Origin of the sequence: Ferrovibrio sp. (genome assembly GCF_002796975.1) — a bacterium.
Lineage (GTDB): Bacteria > Pseudomonadota > Alphaproteobacteria > Ferrovibrionales > Ferrovibrionaceae > Ferrovibrio.
In genome coordinates this window covers 65,278-85,951 of sequence record NZ_PEKV01000020.1, presented here as the reverse complement: position 1 = coordinate 85,951, position 20,674 = coordinate 65,278, and the positions used below count along the sequence as shown (strand labels likewise).

Annotated in this window: 22 protein-coding genes and 1 pseudogene (1 of these 23 cut by a window edge); 12 read left to right on the top strand and 11 right to left on the bottom strand. The window is 63.8% G+C overall.

Translation table 11 applies throughout. The features are described 5' to 3' along the window. The 5 genes from CTR53_RS19750 to CTR53_RS19730 form a co-directional block, all read left to right on the top strand. The coding region (locus CTR53_RS19750) for a TRAP transporter substrate-binding protein (RefSeq protein ID WP_290817646.1) at positions 1 to 915 on the top strand (915 nt) is incomplete at its 5' end. Between the two features lie 85 nt (positions 916 to 1,000). Beyond that, the gene (locus CTR53_RS19745) at positions 1,001 to 1,510 is read left to right on the top strand and encodes a TRAP transporter small permease (RefSeq protein ID WP_290817643.1); all 510 of its coding nucleotides are present in this window, start codon (positions 1,001 to 1,003) and stop codon (positions 1,508 to 1,510) included. Positions 1,511 to 1,524: 14 nt separating this feature from the next. Then, complete coding sequence (locus tag CTR53_RS19740) at positions 1,525 to 2,841, top strand: TRAP transporter large permease subunit (RefSeq protein WP_290817640.1); 1,317 nt, start codon at positions 1,525 to 1,527, stop codon at positions 2,839 to 2,841. 10 nt (positions 2,842 to 2,851) lie between these two features. Further along, positions 2,852 to 3,205, top strand: coding sequence for a RidA family protein (locus CTR53_RS19735; protein ID WP_290817638.1), 354 nt, complete (start codon positions 2,852 to 2,854; stop codon positions 3,203 to 3,205). A 5-nt stretch (positions 3,206 to 3,210) separates the two neighbouring features. Next, entirely contained in the window at positions 3,211 to 3,564 is a 354-nt protein-coding gene (locus CTR53_RS19730) for a RidA family protein (RefSeq protein ID WP_290817635.1), read from the top strand. A gap of 100 nt (positions 3,565 to 3,664) precedes the next feature. On the opposite strand, the gene CTR53_RS19725 is transcribed toward CTR53_RS19730, so the two are convergent. Then, positions 3,665 to 4,228 carry a cupin domain-containing protein gene (locus CTR53_RS19725; RefSeq protein ID WP_290817632.1) on the bottom strand — a complete coding sequence of 188 codons (564 nt, stop codon included), beginning with the start codon at positions 4,226 to 4,228 and terminating at the stop codon, positions 3,665 to 3,667. Between the two features lie 174 nt (positions 4,229 to 4,402). Between CTR53_RS19725 and CTR53_RS19720 the strand changes: the two genes are divergently transcribed. After that, complete coding sequence (locus tag CTR53_RS19720) at positions 4,403 to 5,752, top strand: aspartate aminotransferase family protein (RefSeq protein WP_290817629.1); 1,350 nt, start codon at positions 4,403 to 4,405, stop codon at positions 5,750 to 5,752. Between the two features lie 73 nt (positions 5,753 to 5,825). Here the strand turns inward: CTR53_RS19720 and CTR53_RS19715 are convergent, their stop codons facing one another. The 7 genes from CTR53_RS19715 to CTR53_RS19685 form a co-directional block, all read right to left on the bottom strand. Continuing rightward, positions 5,826 to 6,401 carry an SRPBCC family protein gene (locus tag CTR53_RS19715; RefSeq protein WP_290817626.1) on the bottom strand — a complete coding sequence of 192 codons (576 nt, stop codon included), beginning with the start codon at positions 6,399 to 6,401 and terminating at the stop codon, positions 5,826 to 5,828. Then, positions 6,398 to 6,739: a helix-turn-helix transcriptional regulator gene (locus tag CTR53_RS19710; protein ID WP_290817623.1), complete on the bottom strand. Its 342-nt coding sequence runs from the start codon at positions 6,737 to 6,739 to the stop codon at positions 6,398 to 6,400. Before CTR53_RS19710 ends, CTR53_RS19715 begins: the two co-directional genes overlap by 4 nt. An 84-nt stretch (positions 6,740 to 6,823) precedes the next feature. Beyond that, complete coding sequence (locus tag CTR53_RS19705) at positions 6,824 to 7,258, bottom strand: response regulator (RefSeq protein ID WP_290817620.1); 435 nt, start codon at positions 7,256 to 7,258, stop codon at positions 6,824 to 6,826. 134 nt (positions 7,259 to 7,392) lie between these two features. Next, the gene (locus CTR53_RS19700) at positions 7,393 to 7,800 is read right to left on the bottom strand and encodes a carboxymuconolactone decarboxylase family protein (protein WP_290817617.1); all 408 of its coding nucleotides are present in this window, start codon (positions 7,798 to 7,800) and stop codon (positions 7,393 to 7,395) included. A gap of 17 nt (positions 7,801 to 7,817) precedes the next feature. Continuing rightward, positions 7,818 to 8,330, bottom strand: a complete 513-nt coding sequence (locus tag CTR53_RS19695) for a cell wall hydrolase (protein WP_290817614.1) — start codon at positions 8,328 to 8,330, stop codon at positions 7,818 to 7,820. Continuing rightward, positions 8,327 to 8,935 (bottom strand): 2-hydroxychromene-2-carboxylate isomerase, encoded by a 609-nt coding sequence (locus CTR53_RS19690; RefSeq protein ID WP_290817611.1) that lies wholly within the window; start codon positions 8,933 to 8,935, stop codon positions 8,327 to 8,329. Before CTR53_RS19690 ends, CTR53_RS19695 begins: the two co-directional genes overlap by 4 nt. Before the next feature lie 20 nt (positions 8,936 to 8,955). After that, the gene (locus CTR53_RS19685) at positions 8,956 to 10,275 is read right to left on the bottom strand and encodes a deoxyguanosinetriphosphate triphosphohydrolase (RefSeq protein WP_290817608.1); all 1,320 of its coding nucleotides are present in this window, start codon (positions 10,273 to 10,275) and stop codon (positions 8,956 to 8,958) included. A gap of 177 nt (positions 10,276 to 10,452) precedes the next feature. Between CTR53_RS19685 and CTR53_RS19680 the strand changes: the two genes are divergently transcribed. The 5 genes from CTR53_RS19680 (at position 10,453) to CTR53_RS19660 (ending at position 15,940) form a co-directional block, all read left to right on the top strand. Next, positions 10,453 to 12,171 carry a PAS domain-containing sensor histidine kinase gene (locus CTR53_RS19680; RefSeq protein ID WP_290817605.1) on the top strand — a complete coding sequence of 573 codons (1,719 nt, stop codon included), beginning with the start codon at positions 10,453 to 10,455 and terminating at the stop codon, positions 12,169 to 12,171. 131 nt (positions 12,172 to 12,302) lie between these two features. Further along, entirely contained in the window at positions 12,303 to 13,280 is a 978-nt protein-coding gene (locus tag CTR53_RS19675; RefSeq protein WP_290817602.1) for a tripartite tricarboxylate transporter substrate binding protein, read from the top strand. A gap of 7 nt (positions 13,281 to 13,287) precedes the next feature. After that, complete coding sequence (locus CTR53_RS19670; protein ID WP_290817599.1) at positions 13,288 to 13,761, top strand: tripartite tricarboxylate transporter TctB family protein; 474 nt, start codon at positions 13,288 to 13,290, stop codon at positions 13,759 to 13,761. Positions 13,762 to 13,774: 13 nt separating this feature from the next. Further along, positions 13,775 to 15,268: a tripartite tricarboxylate transporter permease gene (locus tag CTR53_RS19665; RefSeq protein WP_290817596.1), complete on the top strand. Its 1,494-nt coding sequence runs from the start codon at positions 13,775 to 13,777 to the stop codon at positions 15,266 to 15,268. 228 nt (positions 15,269 to 15,496) lie between these two features. After that, positions 15,497 to 15,940 (top strand): PaaI family thioesterase, encoded by a 444-nt coding sequence (locus CTR53_RS19660; protein WP_290817593.1) that lies wholly within the window; start codon positions 15,497 to 15,499, stop codon positions 15,938 to 15,940. Here the strand turns inward: CTR53_RS19660 and CTR53_RS19655 are convergent, their stop codons facing one another. Then, positions 15,941 to 16,867 (bottom strand): hypothetical protein, encoded by a 927-nt coding sequence (locus tag CTR53_RS19655; RefSeq protein WP_290817590.1) that lies wholly within the window; start codon positions 16,865 to 16,867, stop codon positions 15,941 to 15,943. Between the two features lie 287 nt (positions 16,868 to 17,154). On the opposite strand from CTR53_RS19655, the gene CTR53_RS19650 reads away from it, so the two are divergent. Then, positions 17,155 to 17,880 (top strand): ABC transporter substrate-binding protein, encoded by a 726-nt coding sequence (locus CTR53_RS19650; protein WP_290817588.1) that lies wholly within the window; start codon positions 17,155 to 17,157, stop codon positions 17,878 to 17,880. 6 nt (positions 17,881 to 17,886) lie between these two features. On the opposite strand, the gene CTR53_RS19645 is transcribed toward CTR53_RS19650, so the two are convergent. Together CTR53_RS19645 and pnp are read right to left on the bottom strand one after the other, a co-directional pair. Then, positions 17,887 to 18,708 (bottom strand): sulfotransferase, encoded by an 822-nt coding sequence (locus CTR53_RS19645; RefSeq protein WP_290817585.1) that lies wholly within the window; start codon positions 18,706 to 18,708, stop codon positions 17,887 to 17,889. 139 nt (positions 18,709 to 18,847) lie between these two features. Beyond that, positions 18,848 to 20,674 (bottom strand): annotated as a pseudogene (gene pnp / locus CTR53_RS19640) (polyribonucleotide nucleotidyltransferase); it runs 244 nt beyond the window's last position.

Here is a 20,674-nt window from a genome sequence, read left to right as displayed (position 1 = left end):
TTCGCGCAGACCAAGTGGGATCTGCCGGGTGCCTATGGCGCCAACAACTTCCACTCCAAGAATCTGCAGATGTTCGCCGACGACGTGAAGAAGCTGTCGGGCGGCAAGCTGGAGATCACCGTGCATCCGGGCGCCTCGCTGTTCAAGGCGCCGGAAATCAAGCGCGCGGTGCAGACCGGCCAGGTGCAGATCGGCGAAGTGCTGATGGTCAATGTCGAAAACGAAATCCCGGTCTTCGGCGCCGACGGCGTGCCCTTCCTCGCCACCAGCTATGATGCGTCGATGAAGCTGTGGGCCGCCCAGAAGCCGGTGATCGAGAAGAAGCTGAACGAGCAGGGCATGACCTCGCTCTATGCCGTGCCGTGGCCGCCGCAGGGCATCTATGCCAAGAAGGATCTCAACACGATTGAAGACCTGAAGGGCACCAAGTGGCGCGCCTACAGCCCGGCCACTTCGCGCATCGCCGAACTGGTGCAGGCACAGCCGGTCACCATCCAGGCCGCCGAACTGGCCCAGGCACTCGCCACCGGCGTCGTCACCACCATGATGACCTCGGGTTCGACCGGCCGCGATTCCAAGGTCTGGGAAAGCCTGACGCATTTCTACGACACCCAGGCCTGGCTGCCGAAGAACCTGATCTTCGTCAACAACGACGCCTTCAAGAAGCTGGATGCGGCGACGCAGAAGGCTGTGAAGGATGCCGCCGCTACCGCTGAGAAGCGCGGCCTGGAGATGTCGAAGGCCGAAACCGAGTCCTCGAAGGCCGATCTGGCGAAGAACGGCATGAAGGTGCTGCCGCCCTCGCCGACCCTGAAGGCGGGCCTGGAGAAGGTGGGCGCCACCATGATTGACGAGTGGGTCAAAAAGACCGGCGCCGATGGCAAAACCATCGTCGACGGCTTCAAGAAGATGTAAAAAGACCAGCCGGGCGGGCCTCAAAAACCCGCCCGGTCCTTTTCTGCCTCCGGGCATCTCTACTTCCTACTTCCGAGTTTCCTGCATGCGATCTCCGCTCGCTCCGCTCTACAACGCCGCGCTCTGGCTCGCCGGTTTCTTCATGATTGCCTTGCTGGCGACGATCGTGCTCAGCATTCTGGGCCGCCAGCTCGACTTCTATATCCGCGGCATCGATTCTTACGCCGGCTATTTCATGGCCGCCGCCTCCTTCCTGGCGCTGGCCGGCACGCTGGCCAAGGGCGACCATATCCGCGTCACGCTGGTGATCAGCCGCCTGACCGGCAACGCGCGGCGCGGACTTGAACTCTTCTGCCTCGTCATGGCCGTGGCGATCTCGGGCGCCTTCGCCTTCTACAGCGTGAAGATGGCCTGGTGGTCCTGGAAATTTAACGACATCAGCACCGCCAACGATGCGACGCCACTGTGGATTCCGCAGATCGGTATGGCGCTCGGTACCGTGGTGTTCTGCATTGCTTTCATCGAGGAACTGGTCCTGGTGCTGCTGGGCAAGCAGATCGAAAAGCCGGCCGCCGAGATGGCGCGCACGGAATAACGGGAAGCCGCATCATGGATCAAGTTTTTGTCGCCGGCTTCCTGATCGCCGCGCTGTTCGTCCTCTTTGCCGCCGGCCTCTGGATCGGCCTCGGCCTGCTTGCCTGTGGCTGGATCGCCATGGCGCTGTTCACCTCGCGCCCCGTCGGCGATGCCATGGTCACCACCATCTGGGGCTCATCGTCGAGCTGGACGCTGACCGCGCTGCCGATGTTCATCTGGATGGGCGAGATCCTGTTCCGCACCCGACTGTCAGAAGACATGTTCCGCGGCCTGGCACCGTGGATGACGCGCATTCCTGGCCGCCTGCTGCACACCAACGTGATCGGCTGCACCATCTTCGCGGCCGTGTCGGGCTCCTCGGCCGCCACCTGCGCCACCATCGGCAAGATGAGCATCCCGGAACTGCGCGCGCGCAAATATCCGGAAGACATGGTGATCGGGACTCTCGCGGGCGCCGGCACGCTCGGCCTGCTGATTCCGCCGTCGCTGATCATGATCGTCTATGGCGTCGCCACCGACGTGTCGATTTCCAAGCTGTTTATCGGCGGCGTCATCCCCGGCATCCTGCTGGGTACGCTATTTAGCGGATATATCGTCGTCTGGTCGCTGCTCAATCCTGGCAAGATCCCGGAGCCGACCGAGCGCTACACCTTCATGGAGAAGGTCTACGCCTCGCGGCACCTCCTGCCCACGGTAGGGCTCATCGTGGCCGTGCTGGGCTCGATCTATGTCGGCATCGCCACCGCCACCGAGGCCGCCGGCCTCGGCGTGGTCGGCGCGCTGCTGGTGGCCAAACTACAGGGCAGCCTGAACTGGCAGACCTTCAAGGAAAGCCTGCTCGGCGCCACAAGGCTGAGCTGCATGATTGCTCTCATTCTCGCCGGCGCCGCCTTCCTGACGCTGGCCATGGGCTTCACCGGCCTGCCGCGCCATCTCGCCGACTGGATCGGCCAGATGGGGCTTTCCGCGGGTGCGCTGATCGTCGTGCTGATGATCTTCTACATCATCCTCGGCTGCTTCCTCGACGGCATCTCGATGATCGTGCTGACCATGGCCATCGTGCTGCCGATGATCGAAAAGCTGGGCATCGACCTGGTCTGGTTCGGCATCTTTCTGGTTCTGGTGGTGGAGATGGCGCAGATCACGCCGCCGGTCGGCTTCAACCTGTTCGTGCTGCAGGGCATGACCGGGCACCAGATCACCTACATCGCCAGGACAGCTTTTCCGCTGTTCCTGCTGATGTGCGTGGCCGTGGCGCTGATCTATTTCTTCCCCGGCCTCGTCACCTGGCTGCCCAACCAGATGATCGGCAACGCAGCCGGCGGCTGACGGAGACAACATGCGTCCGATCACCCGATTCCCCGGCAGTGTCGCCGGGCGCAGCAGCGTCGTCGCCTATGATGGCCTGGTCTTCACGGTGGCAACCGCGGATACCTACGAACTCGACATGCGCAAGCAGGCGGCCGAGGCGCTGACCAATCTGGACAGGCAGCTGGCGCAGGCCGGCACCGACAAGTCGCGGCTGCTGTCCTGCACCGTCTACATCACCGACATGGCGCGGAAGCCGCAGATGAACGAAGTCTGGGATAGCTGGGTCGATATGGCCAACCCGCCGCAGCGCGCCTGCATCGGTGCAGCACTGGAAGATGGTGACCTGATCGAGATCGTCGCCGTCGCCAGCACGAAGGAGTAAGGGCCATGGCCGAGATCACGCGTTTCACCGGCATGACGCCGACCCGCAGCCGCGCCGTGCGCCGCGGCAACCTGATCTACACGGTCGCCGTCGCCGATACCGCCGAGCAGGACATGCGCAAACAGACGCAGGAAACGCTGGCCAAGATCGAGCGCTTCCTCGCTGAAGCCGGCAGCGATAAATCGCGGCTGCTGTCCTGCACTGTCTATATCTGCGACATGGCGCGGAAGCCGCAGATGAACGAGGCCTGGGATGCCTGGGTCGATATGGCCAATCCGCCGCAGCGCGCCTGCATCGGCGCCACGCTGGAACATCCGCATATGGTCGAGATCGTCTGCGTGGCGGCCGGCAAAGACTGACGTTCCTTTCGTCATCCCCGCGAAAGCGGGGATTCAGGGTCATCCGATAAATCTCGCCTGTGATCTGGGTTCCCGCCTTCGCGGGAACGACGAAAAGATTTCAGAAAGTGGGCGGCGTGCAGGCACTGATCAGCTCGCAGGGCTCCGGCCCGATATTGCGAAAGCGATGCGGCTGATCGCTTTCAAAGTAATAGGCATCGCCCGGACCCAGCACGCGCACCTGCTCGGCCACCGTCACTTCCAGACGCCCACGCGTCACCACGCCGCCTTCCTCGCCGGCATGCCGCAGCATGACGCGGCCGGTATCGGCGCCGGGCGCATAGCGTTCGACCAGGATCTGCAGTGCGCGGCTGCGTAAGTCAGCGCCAACCTGGCGATAGCTGATCTTGCCCTTGCCCACTTCCACCAGTTCGTCGGCCGCATAAAAGGGCTTGGCCGCGGCCGGCGCCTCTTCGAGGGCAAAGAACTGCGCCAGCGACATCGACAGGCCGTCCAGCACACGTTTCAGTGCGCCCACGGACGGGTTCATCTGATTGGCCTCGATCAGCGAAATGGTGGCATTGGTGACGCCGGCGCGCCGGGCCAGTTCGCGCTGCGACAGCTTGGCCGCCAGCCGCACCGCTTTCAGCCGGCTGCCGATGTCGATATCCGGGGTCTGATCCATGCCGCCCACCCTGCCTTCCGGCCCTGTTTCGCTGTTCACGATCCTGAACATTCTGCTCACGATCTTATAAATATCAAGGGCTTATCGAGGTCGAGAAAAGCACTGTTTCGCCACCCCGAAACCCCCGAAGATGGCCCCCGAAAGTCCCTTCCCCCAGTGCTGCCGGAGCCTGTCATGTCCGCCAATCCCGCCCGCGTTTCCAACGAAAACACCGCCGTGCCGAACGACCTCGAATCCTGGTGGATGCCGTTTACGGCGAACCGCCAGTTCAAGGCCAATCCGCGGCTGCTGGTCGGTGCCAAGGACATGCACTACACGACGCATGATGGCCGCCAGGTGCTGGATGGCGCCGCCGGCCTGTGGTGCGTCAATGCCGGCCATTGCCGCAAGCCGATTGTCGACGCGATCCAGAAGCAGGCCGCCGAGATGGATTTCGCGCCCACCTTCCAGATGGGCCATCCCAAGGCATTCGAGTTCGCCGCCCGCCTCGCCCATCTGGCACCGGGCGACCTCAACCACGTCTTCTTCGCCAATTCCGGTTCCGAAGCGGTCGATACCGCACTGAAGATCGCCATCGCCTATCACCGCGCCCGCGGCGAAGGCACCCGCACCCGCCTGATCGGCCGCGAGCGCGGCTATCACGGTGTCGGCTTCGGCGGCATTTCAGTCGGCGGCATCGTCTCCAATCGCAAGGTCTTCGGTCCGCTGCTGGCTGGCGTCGACCACCTGCCGCATACCCACAGTCTGAAGGACATGGCCTTCAGCAAGGGCCAGCCCGACTGGGGCACGCATCTGGCCGACGAGCTGGAGCGTATCGTCACGCTGCACGATGCCAGCACCATCGCTGCCGTGATCGTCGAGCCTGTCGCCGGTTCGACCGGCGTGCTGATCCCGCCGAAGGGCTATCTGCAGAAGCTGCGCCAGATCTGCGACAAGCACGGCATCCTGCTGATCTTCGATGAAGTGATCACCGGTTTCGGCCGCACCGGTGCGGCCTTCGGCGCCGACACGCTCGGTGTGCTGCCCGACATGATGACGGTGGCCAAGGGCCTGACCAACGCCGCCGTGCCGGCCGCCGCCGTCTTCACCCGCAAGCATGTGCATGACGCCTTCATGAGCGGGCCGGAGAACATGATCGAGCTGTTCCACGGCTATACCTATTCGGCGCATGCGCTGGCATGCGCTGCCGGCATTGCCACGCTCGACGTTTATCGGGACGAAGGCATCTTCGAGAATGCCAAGGCGCTGTCGCCCTATTGGGAAGATGCCGTGCACAGCCTGAAGGGCGTGAAGAACGTCATCGACCTGCGCAACATCGGCATCATGGCCGGCATCGAGCTGGCGCCGCGCGAGGACGGCGCGGGCAAGCGCGGCTACGAGGTCTTCGTGAAGGCTTATGAGAAGGGCCTGATGGCCCGGCTCACCGGCGACACCATTGCGCTGTCGCCGCCGCTGATCCTGACCAGGAAGCATATCGACGAGATCTTCGGCATCCTGAAGGACGCGATCCAGAGCGTGAACTGATTTCGCAGCCAGTTCCCGCTTCCATGGAGAAGCCCGGCTCCTGACGAAGGGAGCCGGGCTTTTTTATGCCGGATCAGTCGGGGAAGTTCTTGTGATAAACCGCTTTCACCTGCTCGAACTTCTGCCAGTAAGGCGGCGGCGCATCGCCGTTCAGTTTTGCCAGCAGGACACCGAGATGGGTGTGCCAGCCGCAGGAGATCATGAAGCCTTCCTGGTTGCTGGTGAGACGGCGGTGCGTCAGCGCCAGCATCACGCTGCTGCCCTGCGGCTTCAGTTCGAACACCACTTCCGAGGCCGGGCTGCCGTCGCCGGCATCGCCCCAGGTGAAGCCCAGCATGTGCGGCTTGTTGAGCTGCGTGATGCGGCCCGGATTCGTCAGCGGGCCGGTAAAGGGCTTCAGCCAGTCCGGCACCGCCTCGCCTTTCGGTGCCAGTGTGGCATTGTGGAATTCAAGCGTCACGCGACCGCCTACGTGTAGTTCCATCTCGCCGCCGGCAAGCCAGGTGGCGCGTTTTTCCGGCACGGTGAGATATTCCCACACCCGCTCGATCGGCCCAGGCAGCCAGCGCTCGAAGCGCACTGCTCCGGATTCCAGCACCTTGCCGTAGGAGTCGTTGTCGATCACGTGTTTCGCGGAAACTGCACTCATCGCCTGGTCCCTTTCGCTTTCGTCTTCCGGTCTTTGTCCTGCGCCTTGCGCAGGGCCTTTTCCAGCGCATCGAGCCGCGGTGCCCAGAAGCGGCGCACGTCGTCCAGCCACTGGTCCATCTCGCTCAGGCCCTGCGGGTTGAGTTGGTAGATGCGGCGCTGACCCTCGATACGCACCTGCACCAGGGCTGCCTCGCGCAGCACCTTCAGATGCTGCGAAATTGCCGGGCCGCTGACCTCGAAGGCCTCGACGATCTCGCCCGCCGCGCATTCGCCGCGGCTGAGCAGTTCGACGATGCGGCGGCGCGTGGGATCGGCCAAGGCAGCAAATATCTCCATGGCCTCTTATTTATGATTTTCACTTAAATAAGTCAATACTTAAATAATGGCTGTAAACCGGCTCTTCCCGGGATGGGCCCCAGATCAGGCCGATTTCATGGTTTTCAGCAGTGCGCCGAGATTCTGGATCGCCTGGCCGAAGGCTTCGTAATTGACCGGTTTGACCACATAGGAGTTACAGCCGAGGCTGTAGCAACGGTCGACTTCGTATTTGTCGTCGGTGGTGGTCAGCACGACGACCGGCGAATGCTGCAGGTTCTGGTTCTTTTTCACGGTCTGCAGGATATGAGCGCCGTGCATGTCGGGCAGACTCAGATCCAGCAGCAGAACCAGCGTGCGGTCGTGATTGGCAGCGCCGGTGCCATCGGGCCCGAGCAGATATTCCAGCGCCGGCGCGCCGGTGGTGAAAGGCAGGATCTCGTCTTCGATGCCGGCTCGCCGCAGGTTGCGCTCGATCAGGCGCGCATGTCCCTCGTCGTCCTCGATCATCAGGATGGTGACCTGGGTGGAGACTGCCATGGTTCCTGTTTCTGTTACCTAGCTTCTACTCTGCGCCTAGCATTCCTAAAAACGGTCCTACACTCAAGATGCGGCGCTGCAATCTGTGGCCGATAAGCGGAACTCCGCCGCTGAAGCCGGCATTCCTGCGGTTCTCAGGTCTTTTTCGGCACCTCACCGACTTCGACCAGCACCTCATTCGCCGCCTTGAAGGCATCCAGACCGGCGGGAATGCCGCAATAGATCGTGGCATGCAGCAGCACTTCCTTGATCTCGTCGACGCTGACGCCGTTGTTCAGCGCGCCTTTCACATGCAGCTTGATCTCCGGCGCCCGATTGAGCGCGGTGAGCATGGCGAGATTGAGCAGGCTGCGCGTCTTGCGGTCGAGGCCCGGGCGATCCCAGCCATAGCCCCAGCACCATTCGGTGGTGATATGCTGAAACGCCATCATGAAGTCATTGGCATTGGCGATCGACTTGTCGACATAATCGGCGCCCAGCACCTCGCGGCGCACTTTCAGGCCAGCCTCGAACAGCGCCTTGGTCTCGTCGTCCTTCGCCATGATCTTCCCTTTGTTTTTTAGCGGTAGAATATATGGTCGCCAATGCGGGCGAGCCGCTTGCGTTTCACCGCCCATGCCGGCGGCTTGATCCTGCTGCTGTGGAAATAGAGCGCCCCGCCAGTCGGATCGGCAGCTTCTGCCTGCATCGTCGCCCTGGCGACATCGACCGCGTCCTGCCAGTTCTCGTCATCCTGCGGTTCGTCGCGTTTGCCGTCGCACCACCAGGAGAACTGGCAAACGCTCTTCCTGCCGCCGGACTTCTGCGCCACCACACCGCAGATCGTATTCGGGAAGTCCAGATGCCGCGTGCGATTCAGCACGGTATGGGCCACCGCGAGCTGGCCTTCACGCGTCTCGCTCTTGCCTTCCCAATAGACCGACAGCGCCAGACATTTGGTTTCGGCATCGAGTGCACCGGCTGACTTGGTGGCGGTGGAGGCAACAGACACTTCCGCCGGCGTTTGCTGTGCCGCCGCGGCCGGCGCGATGCCAGACAGCAGCAACAGCAGGAGAAGCCGGCGCAAAGTCATGCCAGGCTGGCCAGCTTGCGTTCAACGAAATCGAGCCGGTCCTGGCCCCAGAAACGCTCGCCCTCCACGATATAGAAGGGCGCACCGAATGCGCCGGCAGCCACCGCCTGCTGCGTGCCGCGCTCGTATTCCGCCACCAGGTCCGGCGTCTCGATCATGGCGAACAGTTTCGCCGCATCGCAGCCGTTCCCGGTGATGATGGCCTTGAGGTCGTCGGCATTGGCGATGTCGCGTTCCTCGGCCCAGAGACCGCGCATCATGGCATGAGCCAGCGCGATCGCCCTGTCGTTGCCATAGGTTTCACGCGCCGCGGTCACCAGCTTGCCGGCGGTGGTTTCGTTGGTCGGGAAACCCTTCGGCCGCAGGTTCAGCTCGATGCCAAGATGCGTGCGCCAGCGTTCCAGTTCGACGAAGCGGTAGTCCTGGCGCTGCTGCGAGCGTTTGGCCAGCGGCAATCCGCCGGTGGCGTCGAAGATCGACAGCGGCGCCATCGCAACGATCTTCACTTCGGCGCCGTATTTCTTTGCCATAGCGGCGAAGCGCTCCGAGCCGAGATAGGCCCAGGGTGAACTGATGAAAACGTGATAGTCGATCCTCGCCGCCATATGTCCTCGTCGCCTTTTCGTTACTGCAGACCGCGCAGCCGCTGGAATTGCGTCAGTGCGTAAGAATCCGTCATGCCACTGATAAAGTCGGTCACGGTCAGCAGCCATTCGTAGCGCGAGGCCTCGCCGCGCGGCAGCGATGGCATGAGACGCAGCAGGGCACGCTGGCGCGGCGCAAGCGAAACGCTGCTGCCGCCGGCCAGTTCCAGCGCATGATGCGCGTCGCAGAAAGCGGCCAGCAGGCTGGTGAGGATTTCGCCGCCCATCACCTCGGTCTGGAAACGCTCGCGCGTCTCGAAAATGCGCGCCTTGGTGAAGCGGGCGATCTCGTCCAGCTGCGGCGTCACATCCGTTCTGCTGAGCAGATCGCCGGTGAATTTGCCCTGCAGGATCTCGGCCTCATGCGCAAGGAAAACTTCGACAGCGAGATCAATCAGGTCGCCGATCACCTTGGCGCGCAGGTAAGCGATCTTCCAGGTTTCGTCGGTGATCTCGGCATAGCGCGGTGGCAGGCGGCGCAACAGGCTTTTCAGCCGCTCTTCGGCTTCGGCAAAGGTGATGCGGCCGAGCTTGAAGCCGTCTTCGATATCGACCACCGAGTAGCAGATGTCGTCAGCTGCCTCCACCAGGTAGGTCAGCGGATGGCGCGCATAACGATCGCGACCCAGCGCTACCAGCCCGACATTGCCGGCCATCTCCTCGAACAATGCGGCCTCGGCGGCAAAATGCCCGAACTTCTTCTTCTGCGGATCGGCCGCCTGGCTGCCGAAGGGATATTTCATGAAGGTGGCGAGCGTGGCGCAGGTCAGCCGCAGGCCGCCGGCATCACGCCAGTTCTGCAGCCGCGTCATCACGCGGAAACCCTGCGCATTGCCCTCAAAGCAGAAGAAGTCGAGGCGCTCGGGCTCGCTCAGACCCTCCATCAGCGCCGCGCCCGGGCCTGAGCGGAACCAGTGCTGGATCGTTGCTTCGCCGAAATGGCCAAACGGCGGATTGCCGATGTCATGCCCCAGACAGGCTGCGGCGACGATATGGCCGAACTCGGCAGCGCCAATGCCGGACAGTCCTGCGCCATGCCGTTCCAGCACGACCTGGCCGACCTGGGCGCCGAGCGAGCGGCCGACGGAAGAAACTTCCAGCGAATGGGTCAGCCGGTTGCGCACATAGTCGCTCTCCGGCAGCGAGTGAACCTGGGTTTTGTCCTGCAGCCTGCGGAAGGCCGAGCAGAAGACCACACGGTCCCAGTCCTTCTGGAAGGGGTTGCGCGCCGGCGTGACCGGCTCGGCGCCCTGGTGACCCAGCCTCTGGGCCGAAAGCAGCCGCGACCATTGCATCGTCATGGCCGGCACTGTGGCGGCTCTGATTCCGGCTTTCAAGGCCCCAACCCATCCTTGGCTCGCCTCGACGCCGGGGCTTGGCGGGACGGAACACCGCCCAAATAAGTGACAATGCGTGCAGTTTTTGATTGAAACGGAACTGCCTCCAATCAAAGGTTAGGGTGTGTTCACAGGTCCGGTATGATTCTTTCTACCATCCAGCTTTCCGCCGCCCTGGCCCCTCTGCTGGTCGCCCTGGCCTGCCTGATGGCCTGGCGCTACCTCGACGGCGGCCGGCATCTGCTGTTCTGGGCGCTGGGCCATACCCTGCTGGCGCTCACCTTCCTGTTGCTCGCCGTCACGCCGCTGGGCCTGGGCGCCGGGCTGACCATGGTGGCGACCCTTTGCACCGTCACATCGGGAATCGTTCTCGCCTCGGGCATCCGCGTTCTGGTCGGCTACGATGATCGCCTGATCTATGCATTGCTGGCCGGGCTGGCCGCCACGGCGGCCGTGATGCTGGCGCAGCGGCTCGGCCACTATGCCATCTATACCTCGTCGCCTTTCGTCAACCTGCTCTGCTTCATCTATGCTGGCCTGCTGTTGCTGTTCCGGCAGAGGTCGATCTTCTACACCCTCACCGGCATCATCCTGCTGGCGCGCGGCGGCCTGTCGCTGGCCTACACCATGCGGCTGGTCGACCGCAGCACCAGCATGGATTCTGCGCTGGCGATGTCGATCCTGCTGATCATGTTCACCGGCCTTGGCCTGATGATGATCGAATTCGACAACGCGCGCCGCAGCGAACGGCGCGCGCGCGACGCCGAGCATGAGACGGCGCAGTTCCTCGAAGCGCTGCTGAATGCCATGCCGGCAACGATGAGCTACAAGGATCGCGACCTGCGCTATCGCATGATGAATCGTCGCATGCGCGAATTGCGGCAGGCCAACAATGTCGACTATATGGGCCGCACCTGGAGCGAGATCGTCGGTCCCAGCGCCGCCGCCGTGATCGAGGATATCGACCGTCGCCTGCTGGAAACCGGCGAGCCGACGCATATGGAGCAGGCCTGGACCGGCCCGGATGGCAGGCCCATCGTGCTCTTCGCCCTCAAAGTGCCGCTGCGCGACTCGGACGGTCGCGTCATGGGCATTATCACCTGCGGCATCGACATTTCACGCCTGAAGGAAACCGAGGCGCAGCTGATCGAGCAGCGCGAAGCGGCCGAAGGCGCCAGTCGCGCGAAAAGCGCTTTCCTCTCCAACATGAGCCACGAACTGCGCACGCCGCTGAATGCCATCATCGGTTTCGCCCAGATGCTGTCCGGCGGCTATGCCGGACCTCTCAGTGAACGCCAGCTCGGCTATGCCGCGAATGTTCAGGAGTCCGGTGAACACCTGCTCAGACTCGTGAACGACATCCTCGATCTCTCGCGGCTGGAAAGCGGCCGCCTCGACATTCGCATCGAGACCTGCAGCTTCGACCAGATCGCGCAGAGCGCCGTGGCGATGGTGCAGCCGCAGGCGCGCCAGGCCGAGATTGCGCTGTCCTGCGCACCGACCGGACTGTCGCTGCACGCCGATCCCCGTGCCCTGACGCAGATCCTGGTCAACCTGCTGGGCAACGCGGTGAAATTCAGCAAGCCGCAAGACAGCGTCAGCCTGGAGGCCAGCCAGGATAACGGCGTGATGCGCATCCGCGTGCGGGATACCGGCGTCGGCATGAGCGAGGCGGAAAGTCGCGCGGTGAGCCAGCCGTTGCATCTGCACCGCATCGACGTTTACCGCACGCGCGCCAACAGCGGCGCCGGGCTCGGCCTGTCGATCTGCCGCAGCCTAGTCGAATTGCATGGCGGCCGGCTGGAAATCGTCAGCAAGCCCGGCGCCGGCACCACGGTCGACATTCTGCTGCCGGCCTGATCGGACCATCGTCAGCAACCCGGGCGGAACCGAACCGGCCATCGCGCGGTTTTTACACCGTATTTCCTTGTTTTCCGAAGCCCGCCTGTCTCTACTGCAGGCAACGAACAACACCTGCTTGGGAGAGAAACATGCTGAACCGCCGCCACTTCCTGCAAACCACAGCCGGTGCCGGCGCCACGGCTGCGCTGCTGCCGGGTTTCACCCGTGACGCCCATGCCGCCATCGACCAAGTGCAGTTCTTCGTCCCGGCCAATCCGGGCGGCGGCTGGGACCAGACCGCACGCAGCATGGAACAGGCGCTGAAGAGCGCCAACCTGATCAAGGGCGCGCAGGTGACCAATGTGGGCGGCGCCGGCGGCGCGGTCGGCCTGCCGCAATTCGTCAACCAGTGGAAGGGCCGCGGCAATGCCCTGATGGTGGCCGGCATGGTGATGGTCGGCGCGCTGATCACCAACAAGTCGCCGGTGAAGGTGACGCAGACGGTGCCGATCGCGCGCCTGACCGGCGAATATGAAGTCATCGTCGTGCCGGCGGAGTCGCCGCACAAGACGCTGAAGGATCTGATGGCCGCCTTCAAGGCCGACCCCACCAAGGTCTCCTGGGCCGGCGGTTCGGCCGGCGGCACCGACCATATCCTGGCCGGCATGCTGGCCAAGGCGTCCGGCGGCGACGCGAAGAAAGTGTCTTACGTCGCTTATTCCGGCGGCGGGCCGGCGCTTGCCGCCCTGCTCGGCAATCAGGTGACCTGCGGCGTGTCGGGCTGGGGCGAATTCAGCGAGCAGGTGAAGGCCGGCAAGCTGCGCGCGCTGGCCATCTCGGCCGACAAGCACCAGGCCGGCATCGACGTTCCGACCATCAAGGAGTCCGGTTTCGATGTCGACCTTGTCAACTGGCGCGGCGTGTTCGCCCCGCCGGGTATCAAGGATGCCGACAAGAAGGCGCTGATCGATCTGGTCGGCAAGATGCGCGACTCCGCCCCGTGGAAAGAGCAGCTGAAAGCGCGGGAATGGACCGACGTGTTCCTGGCCGGCGATGCCTATGGCAAATATATCGAGGCCGAGAACAAGCGTATCGAAGGCATCCTGAAGGATCTCGGCCTGGCCTGAGGCTCTTATGGATCGGCTCCGCAAGCCCGAGACGCTGCTGGCACTAGGCGTGATCGCGCTTGGCCTGCTGGCGCTGTATGAGACCACGCAGATTCCGGTCTCGCCGATGTATGCCCGCGTCGGACCGACGGCGGTGGCATATGTCGCCAGCGCACTTCTGATCGGCCTGGGTGGCGCGCTGCTGGTGCAATCCGCCAGCGGGCGATGGGTCAGTGCTCCGCAAGAGAGCGAAGCGGAGTTCGACCTGCGTGCACTCGGCTGGCTGCTGCTCGGCCTGGTACTGAATGTCGGCCTGATCGGTCCGCTCGGTTTCATTCCTGCCTCCATGCTGCTGTTCGCCTGCACGGCGCGCGCCTTCGGCAGCCGGCGTCCCCTGCGCGATCTGCTGATCGGCCTGATCCTCGCGGCCGTTGCCTATTTCGGCTTTGCCGGGCTGCTCGACATCAATATCGGCGCAGGGCTGCTGGAAGGCCTGATCTGATGGACACCCGGTAATGGACACCTTGTCGCTTCTGGCCGGCGGCTTTGCCGTCGCGTTGCAGCCGATGAACCTGCTTTGGGCATTGGTCGGCGTCACGCTGGGTACCGCCATCGGCGTGCTGCCGGGCCTGGGTCCGGCGCTGACGATTGCACTGCTGCTGCCGATCACCTTCAGCGTACCGGCCACCGCTGCCTTCATCCTGTTCGCCGGCATCTATTATGGTGCCATGTATGGCGGCAGCACGACCTCGATCCTGCTCAACACGCCGGGCGAAAGCGCCTCCATCGTCACGGCGCTGGAAGGCCACAAGATGGCGAGGAAAGGCCGTGCCGCCGCAGCATTGGCCACCGCGGCGATCGGCAGCTTCGTCGCCGGCACCATCGGCACGCTGGGCCTGACTTTCGTGGCACCGCCGCTGGTGGACTTCGCCCTGCGCTTCGGACCGGCCGATTATTTCTCGCTGATGGTGGTGGCCTTTGTCGCGGTCTCGGCCGTGCTGGGGGCCTCGATGCTGCGCGGCCTCACGTCGCTCGCTTTCGGCATCCTGCTCGGCCTGGTCGGCATCGACCTGCAGACCGGACAGGCGCGCTTCACCCTCGGATTGCCTGAACTGCTCGACGGCATCAACGTGATCGTCGTCGCGGTCGGGCTTTTCGCGGTCGGCGAGACGCTCTACCTCGCCGCCCGACCCAAGAGCGGCGGCAGCGTGATCCGGCTGGAAGGTCGCGCGGGGATGACGAAGGAAGACTGGCAGCGCTCGTGGAAACCGTGGCTGCGGGGATCCCTTCTGGGCTTTCCCTTCGGCGCGCTGCCGGCTGGCGGCGCCGAAGTGCCGACGCTGGTCAGTTACTTCCTGGAAAAAAAGCTGTCGAAGAAACCGGAAGAGTTCGGCCATGGCGCCATTGAAGGCGTGGCCGGGCCGGAAGCCGCCAACAATGCCTCCGCCGCCGGCGTACTGGTGCCGATGCTGGCGCTCGGCCTGCCGACCTCGGCGACGGCGGCGATCATGCTCTCGGCATTTCAGTCCTACGGCATCAATCCCGGGCCGTTGCTGCTGCAGAGCCAGCCCGAACTGGTCTGGGGCCTGATCGCCTCGCTCTATGTCGGCAACGTCATGCTGCTGATCCTGAATCTGCCGCTGGCCGGAGTATGGGCGAAGATCCTCACCATTCCGGCGCCCTGGCTCTATGGCGGCATTCTCGTCTTCGCAACGATCGGCACCTACGGCATCAGCCAGTCGTGGATCGATCTGGTGCTGCTCTATCTGATCGGCGGCGTCGGCTATCTGATGCGACGCTTCGATTTTCCCACCGCGCCGGCGGTGATCGGCATGATCCTCGGGCCGTTCGCCGAACAGGAATTCCGCCGCGCCATGACCATCTCGGCCGGCGATATAACGACTTTTGTCACCCGGCCGCTCAGCCTGAGTTTACTCATTATCGCAGTGCTGCTGCTGGTTGTGCCGCTGCTGCTCCGCCTCCGTTCACGGACCGACCACAAAGCCTGACGCGGCAGGAAATGGGGCGATTTCATGAAAAGTGACGCCCATCACTGCACTCTCGGCGGAGAGCCCCTATATAGAAATCATGAGACGGAGAGATTTTGCAGAGTCGCTTCGTTTCTGATTTCCTCCCCTATGAATCCCCCTTGAGGGCGACCTTCCCCCCGGTCGCCCTCTTTTTTTGCCTGCCGCAGCAGCCTTGCCTTCCGCCGGCGCATACGCCATTCAGCGGGCATGACACAGCGCCGCACGCCCTCCTCGCCCGTCCCGGCAGGTTTCATCACCCTGCCGCCGGTTTCGAAATTCTTCGCCACGCTGGGCAGGGTCTACGTCCGCGATGAGGGCGGTACTGCGCCGCCGGTCTACGGCCTGCATGTGCGGCCCAAACATGCCAACCGGCATGGCACCGGACATGGCGGCTTCCTCGCCACTCTGGCCGATACCTTCATGGCCGCCTTCATCCGTCACCAGCAGCCGGTGGTCGAGACGATGTGGACCACGCAGTTGACCATGGATTACCGCCGGCCGGTACCGATGGGCGCCTGGCTGGAATGCCACCTGACCGACCTGCAGGTCGAGGGCGACATCCTGACGGTGCAATGCGAATTGCGGGTCGGAGCGCTGGTGACCAATCGCGCCGGCGCCAGCTTCAAGATCGCCACACGGCGCGACCGCTAGCTATTGCGGCGAGGGCGAGGGCGACAACGACGACGGCGGCAATGATGAGGGCGGCGCCGCCGCGGAAACGATGCGGCAGAGCATGGCCCGCCCGCTGGCTTCCTCAAGGCGGATTTCCTCGCCGCTGCGCTGCGCGCCCCAGCCGGCGCCGAAGTAATCGTAGCGCTGCCCCGGCGACTGGCGCTGCAGAGTCACTGGATCGCGCCCTTGCGTTTCGACCACCAGCCGGTCCTGCGCCGCGCCGAGCACAGCCACCAGCTGGTCGTTGCAGCGAAAGACAATCTCGCCACCGGCACCAGCCAGCTTGCGCGCCTCGGCACTCGGCGCGGCAGCCTGCGGGATCGAGGCGATCGAAAATCCGGTGCCCTGACGCACGTCCTGCCAGGCCGGCTTGGCCACCGCCAGCCGCTCAAGGGCTGCGAGCGCCTGCACATTGGCGCCACGGATTTCGGCATCGGTCGGTTCGGTCTCGATGCCGTCCACGGTCTTGCGGCCGCCGGTATAGCGTCCTTGCGAAAATGACAGGTTGAGTTCGATGCGGCGCAGACCGTCCATCGAGCCGGCCTGGCCGCCGCGACGGCGGCCATGTTCGGCATAATGCATCAGGTCGCCGTTATGAAAGCTGAACACCACATTGGCATTGCCGTTGTCGCCATAGTCGCGCCATTCGGCAATCCGTTCCGGTTTGCCGCTGCGCAGCGCAGCCTCCCAGTCGGCATTGGTCTCACCGGCCGTGTATTTGCCGCGCACGATTGTGGCGCCTTCCATCACATCTTCGGTGTCGGCGGGCGGGGTATCCGGGGCAGGAGCCTGCGCCTGCGCTTGCGCCGGCAGGGCCGCGACCAGCATAAGCCCGCCGATAGCCATCCTGATCATCGCCAGGCCGGCAAGGCGGGGGGCATCGGCGCGCGGGCTTGGCATCGGCATCTGATGGGCTCCAGACAGACTCGGCATCACAATTCAAACGCAGAAAAACGGCAAGAATCTGGCCGGAAAAAGACGACAGCGAGATTAGCGGTCGTCCATCTTCACATCCGGCACGATTCGCCGGGATATTAATGACGGAAAATAAGCGCTTTCTTACCATCGGCTGGATTAATCTGCATGCCATGCGGGAGAATACGAATTTATCGCCGTCGCGAGTGGACGATGGCATCGGATGGCCGGGACGGGTCCGCATGCTGGCATGCGGCATGAGCGCCGGCTGCCTCATAATGCTGCAGTCGGCCGCAGCCCAGCCAGCAGCGGCCACTCCTGCCGCCCGGTCGCACCAGCTGCAGATCCTGGGTGCAGCCCGCCCGCCCTATGTGATCGACAGCAACGGCTACGGCGCCGGCCCCGCCATCGAACTGCTGCAGATCCTCGCCCGCAGCGTCGGCGCCGAGCAGGTTGTACGCATCGTACCGTTCCAGCGTGCGCTGCTGGCGCTCGAACAGGGCGGCACGCTGTATCCCGCCCTGCTGCGCACACCGCAGCGCGAAAACCGCTTCACCTGGATCGGCGAGGTCTATACCGACCGCGCGGTGTTTTTCACCCGCAGGGGAGCCGCCCCGGTCGGCAGCCTGACCGCAGTGCGCACGTTGCCGCGCGTCAGCGTTATGCGCGGCTCGGAACTGCAGGGCATGCTGCAATCCTTCGGGCTGGAGAATTTCGAAACCACGAACAGCGAGATCGACAATGCCCGCCTGCTGCAGGTCGGGCGGATCGACGGCTGGTTCACTCTGCAGGCAGTGGGGCGGGCGACATGGGCGCAGCTGAAATTCGATCCGGCCGACCTGCAGTCCGGCGATGCCTTTGCCACCCTGCCCTTCTGGATTGCCGGTTCGGCCAATCTGCCGGCCGACACCGTGACCCGCCTGCGCGCCGCCTATCGGGCGATGCGCAACGACGGACGCTACGGCCGCATCATCGCGCCGCTGCTGGCGCTGGAGAAACCCTGAGGCCTGTCAGGCCAGCGACAGGCCAAGCTGCTGCATCACCGGGCCGCACTGGTTCAGCACGATCTGCACCTGCTGCGACGTCAGGATGCCGGTGTAACTGCCGATCGAATCGGCGTTGAGCGGCCGGCCATACTGTTCAGTATGCCACTCGGTCTTGCTGGCCGGGCGATTGATGTCGGTGAGATCCGACTTCCACACGCGATCGGGATGGCAGGTAATGCCCATGAAGCTCTCGATCGCCCTGAGGTCGCCGCTGCGGCTCAGGCCCTCATAGGGCACCAGCAGCGCCCGGTTCCTGAACAGATCCGGCATTTTGATCAGCGCGATATAAGAGGCGTTGAATTCCTCACAGATGCGCAGAATGTCCTGGTCGGCAATCGTGGCATTCGGATTGCCCTTGCGCATCACGGTGACGCGCGACGCGACCGCGTCGCGTGGATCGCGGATCGACAGCACATATTTCGACTCCGGCAGCAGTTGCACCAGATTGCCGATCTGGCGGCTCAGCACCGGATCCTTCAGAACCAGCTTCTTCGGCCGGCCGACATGCTGCCAGATATCGTGCAGCACCGCACGCAGCAGCTGGCTGTGATACCGGGCGAATTCCGGGCGGCCGCCGGCAAAATAGGCATAGGTATGAGACTCGAAGGTGTTCCAGCCCACTGTGAAGGGATGAATCAGCGCGGTGAAATAGCTGATCTCGGCGATATAGTCGTTCACCGAGTCATCCGTGCAGATCAGGGCATGCAGGATGGTGGTGCCGGTGCGCGGTGCGCCCGCCACGAAATACGGCTCGAACGGCAGATCGGTCTTTCCGTGGAACTGCAAGGCCAGACTCTCCACACAGGCAGTGATCGCTGATCCTGCCACCATGGCCAGCCGCGGCTTAAGGAACCCCTAAAAATGCCGCAGAAACGAAAAAGGCCAGGATCGCTCCCGGCCTTCGTCGTTCGATATGCCTGAAGGCTTACTCAGCCTCGGCGGCTTCGTCGGTCTTGGGCTTGTTCGACAGGTCTTCGCCGGTGGCCTGATCGACCACCTTCATCGACAGGCGCACCTTGCCGCGCTCGTCGATGCCGAGCACCTTGACGCGCACTTCCTGGCCTTCCGACACCACGTCGCTCGGCTTGTTGATGCGCTTGGGCGCCATTTCCGAGACATGCACCAGGCCGTCGCGGCTGCCGAAGAAGTTCACGAAGGCGCCGAAATCGACCAGCTTCACGACCTTGCCCTTGTAGATCACGCCGACCTCGGGTTCCGAGACGATCGACTTGATCCACTGCACGGCGGCATCGGCGGCGGCCGGATCCGACGAGGCGATCTTGATCGTGCCATCGTCCTCGATGTCGATCTTGGTGCCGGTCTTTTCCACGATCTCGCGGATCACCTTGCCGCCCGACCCGATCACTTCGCGGATCTTGTCCTTCGGCACGTTCATGGTGGTGATGCGCGGCGCGTTTTCCTTCACGCCGGCGCGGTTCTGCGACATCGCCTTGGCCATTTCGCCCAAGATGTGGATACGGCCGGCCTTGGCCTGTTCCAGCGCCACCTTCATGATCTCTTCGGTGATGCCGGCGATCTTGATGTCCATCTGCAGGGCGGTGATGCCCTCATCGGTGCCGGCCACCTTGAAGTCCATGTCGCCGAGGTGATCCTCGTCGCCCAGGATGTCGGACAGCACGGCGAAGCGCTTGTCCTCAAGGATCAGGCCCATCGCGATGCCCGCCACAGCAGCCTTCAGAGGCACGCCGGCATCCATCAGCGCCAGCGAGGTGCCGCAGACGGTGGCCATCGAAGACGAACCGTTCGACTCGGTGATCTCCGAGACGACGCGGATCGTGTAGGGGAAGGCTTCCTTGCCCGGCAGCAGCGGACGCACGGCGCGCCATGCCAGCTTGCCATGGCCGATTTCGCGGCGGCCCGGCGAACCCATGCGGCCGGCTTCGCCAACCGAGTAGGGCGGGAAGTTGTAGTGCAGCATGAAAGCTTCGCGGTATTCGCCGTCCAGCGCGTCGATGATCTGCTCGTCGGTGCCGGTGCCCAGCGTGGTGACGACCAGCGCCTGGGTTTCGCCGCGGGTGAACAGCGCGGCGCCATGGGCGCGCGGCAGCACGCCGACTTCCGACACGATCGGACGCACGGTCTTGGTATCGCGGCCGTCGATACGCAGGCCGGTGTCGAGGATGTTGAAGCGCACGACCTGGGCTTCCAGATGCTTGAAGGCATCGGAAACGTCGACCGGGTTGGCTTCGCCCTCGGCAAACAACGCCTTGGCCTTGACCTTCACTTCGCCGACCTTGGCGTAGCGGGCCTGCTTGACCTTCTCTTCGTAAGCCTTGCGCAGCTCGGCTTCGATGCCCGACTCCTGCAGCTTCTTGAAGGCGGTCTCGTAGCCGGTGCGCGCCTGCAGCGGCATCGCATCCTTGGCGGCGCGTTCGGCCAGGCCGATGATGGCTTCGATCACCGGCTGGAAGCCCTTGTGACCGAACATCACGGCGCCGAGCATCACGTCTTCCGGCAGCTGCTGGGCTTCGGACTCGACCATCAGCACGGCGTCGGCGGTGCCGGCGACCACGAGGTCGAGCTTGTTGCCTTCGGCCATCTGGCTCTTGGTCGGGTTCAGCACGTATTCGCCGTTGATATAGGCGACGCGGGCGGCACCGATCGGGCCCATGAAGGGAATGCCCGAGATGGTGAGCGCAGCGGACGCGCCGACCAGCGCGACGATGTCGGGATCGTTTTCCATGTCATGCGACAGCACGGTGGCGACCACCTGCGTCTCATTGCGGAAACC

Coding starts and splice junctions, on each gene's coding strand:
- CTR53_RS19745 (WP_290817643.1), top strand. CDS start 1,001: ATGCGATCTCCGCTCGCTCCGCTCTACAACGCCGCGCTCTGGCTCGCC.
- CTR53_RS19740 (WP_290817640.1), top strand. CDS start 1,525: ATGGATCAAGTTTTTGTCGCCGGCTTCCTGATCGCCGCGCTGTTCGTC.
- CTR53_RS19735 (WP_290817638.1), top strand. CDS start 2,852: ATGCGTCCGATCACCCGATTCCCCGGCAGTGTCGCCGGGCGCAGCAGC.
- CTR53_RS19730 (WP_290817635.1), top strand. CDS start 3,211: ATGGCCGAGATCACGCGTTTCACCGGCATGACGCCGACCCGCAGCCGC.
- CTR53_RS19725 (WP_290817632.1), bottom strand. CDS start 4,228: ATGGATCAGACCCCGGATATCGACATCGGCAGCCGGCTGAAAGCGGTG.
- CTR53_RS19720 (WP_290817629.1), top strand. CDS start 4,403: ATGTCCGCCAATCCCGCCCGCGTTTCCAACGAAAACACCGCCGTGCCG.
- CTR53_RS19715 (WP_290817626.1), bottom strand. CDS start 6,401: ATGAGTGCAGTTTCCGCGAAACACGTGATCGACAACGACTCCTACGGC.
- CTR53_RS19710 (WP_290817623.1), bottom strand. CDS start 6,739: ATGGAGATATTTGCTGCCTTGGCCGATCCCACGCGCCGCCGCATCGTC.
- CTR53_RS19705 (WP_290817620.1), bottom strand. CDS start 7,258: ATGGCAGTCTCCACCCAGGTCACCATCCTGATGATCGAGGACGACGAG.
- CTR53_RS19700 (WP_290817617.1), bottom strand. CDS start 7,800: ATGGCGAAGGACGACGAGACCAAGGCGCTGTTCGAGGCTGGCCTGAAA.
- CTR53_RS19695 (WP_290817614.1), bottom strand. CDS start 8,330: ATGACTTTGCGCCGGCTTCTCCTGCTGTTGCTGCTGTCTGGCATCGCG.
- CTR53_RS19690 (WP_290817611.1), bottom strand. CDS start 8,935: ATGGCGGCGAGGATCGACTATCACGTTTTCATCAGTTCACCCTGGGCC.
- CTR53_RS19685 (WP_290817608.1), bottom strand. CDS start 10,275: ATGACGATGCAATGGTCGCGGCTGCTTTCGGCCCAGAGGCTGGGTCAC.
- CTR53_RS19680 (WP_290817605.1), top strand. CDS start 10,453: ATGATTCTTTCTACCATCCAGCTTTCCGCCGCCCTGGCCCCTCTGCTG.
- CTR53_RS19675 (WP_290817602.1), top strand. CDS start 12,303: ATGCTGAACCGCCGCCACTTCCTGCAAACCACAGCCGGTGCCGGCGCC.
- CTR53_RS19670 (WP_290817599.1), top strand. CDS start 13,288: ATGGATCGGCTCCGCAAGCCCGAGACGCTGCTGGCACTAGGCGTGATC.
- CTR53_RS19665 (WP_290817596.1), top strand. CDS start 13,775: ATGGACACCTTGTCGCTTCTGGCCGGCGGCTTTGCCGTCGCGTTGCAG.
- CTR53_RS19660 (WP_290817593.1), top strand. CDS start 15,497: ATGACACAGCGCCGCACGCCCTCCTCGCCCGTCCCGGCAGGTTTCATC.
- CTR53_RS19655 (WP_290817590.1), bottom strand. CDS start 16,867: ATGCCGATGCCAAGCCCGCGCGCCGATGCCCCCCGCCTTGCCGGCCTG.
- CTR53_RS19650 (WP_290817588.1), top strand. CDS start 17,155: ATGCTGCAGTCGGCCGCAGCCCAGCCAGCAGCGGCCACTCCTGCCGCC.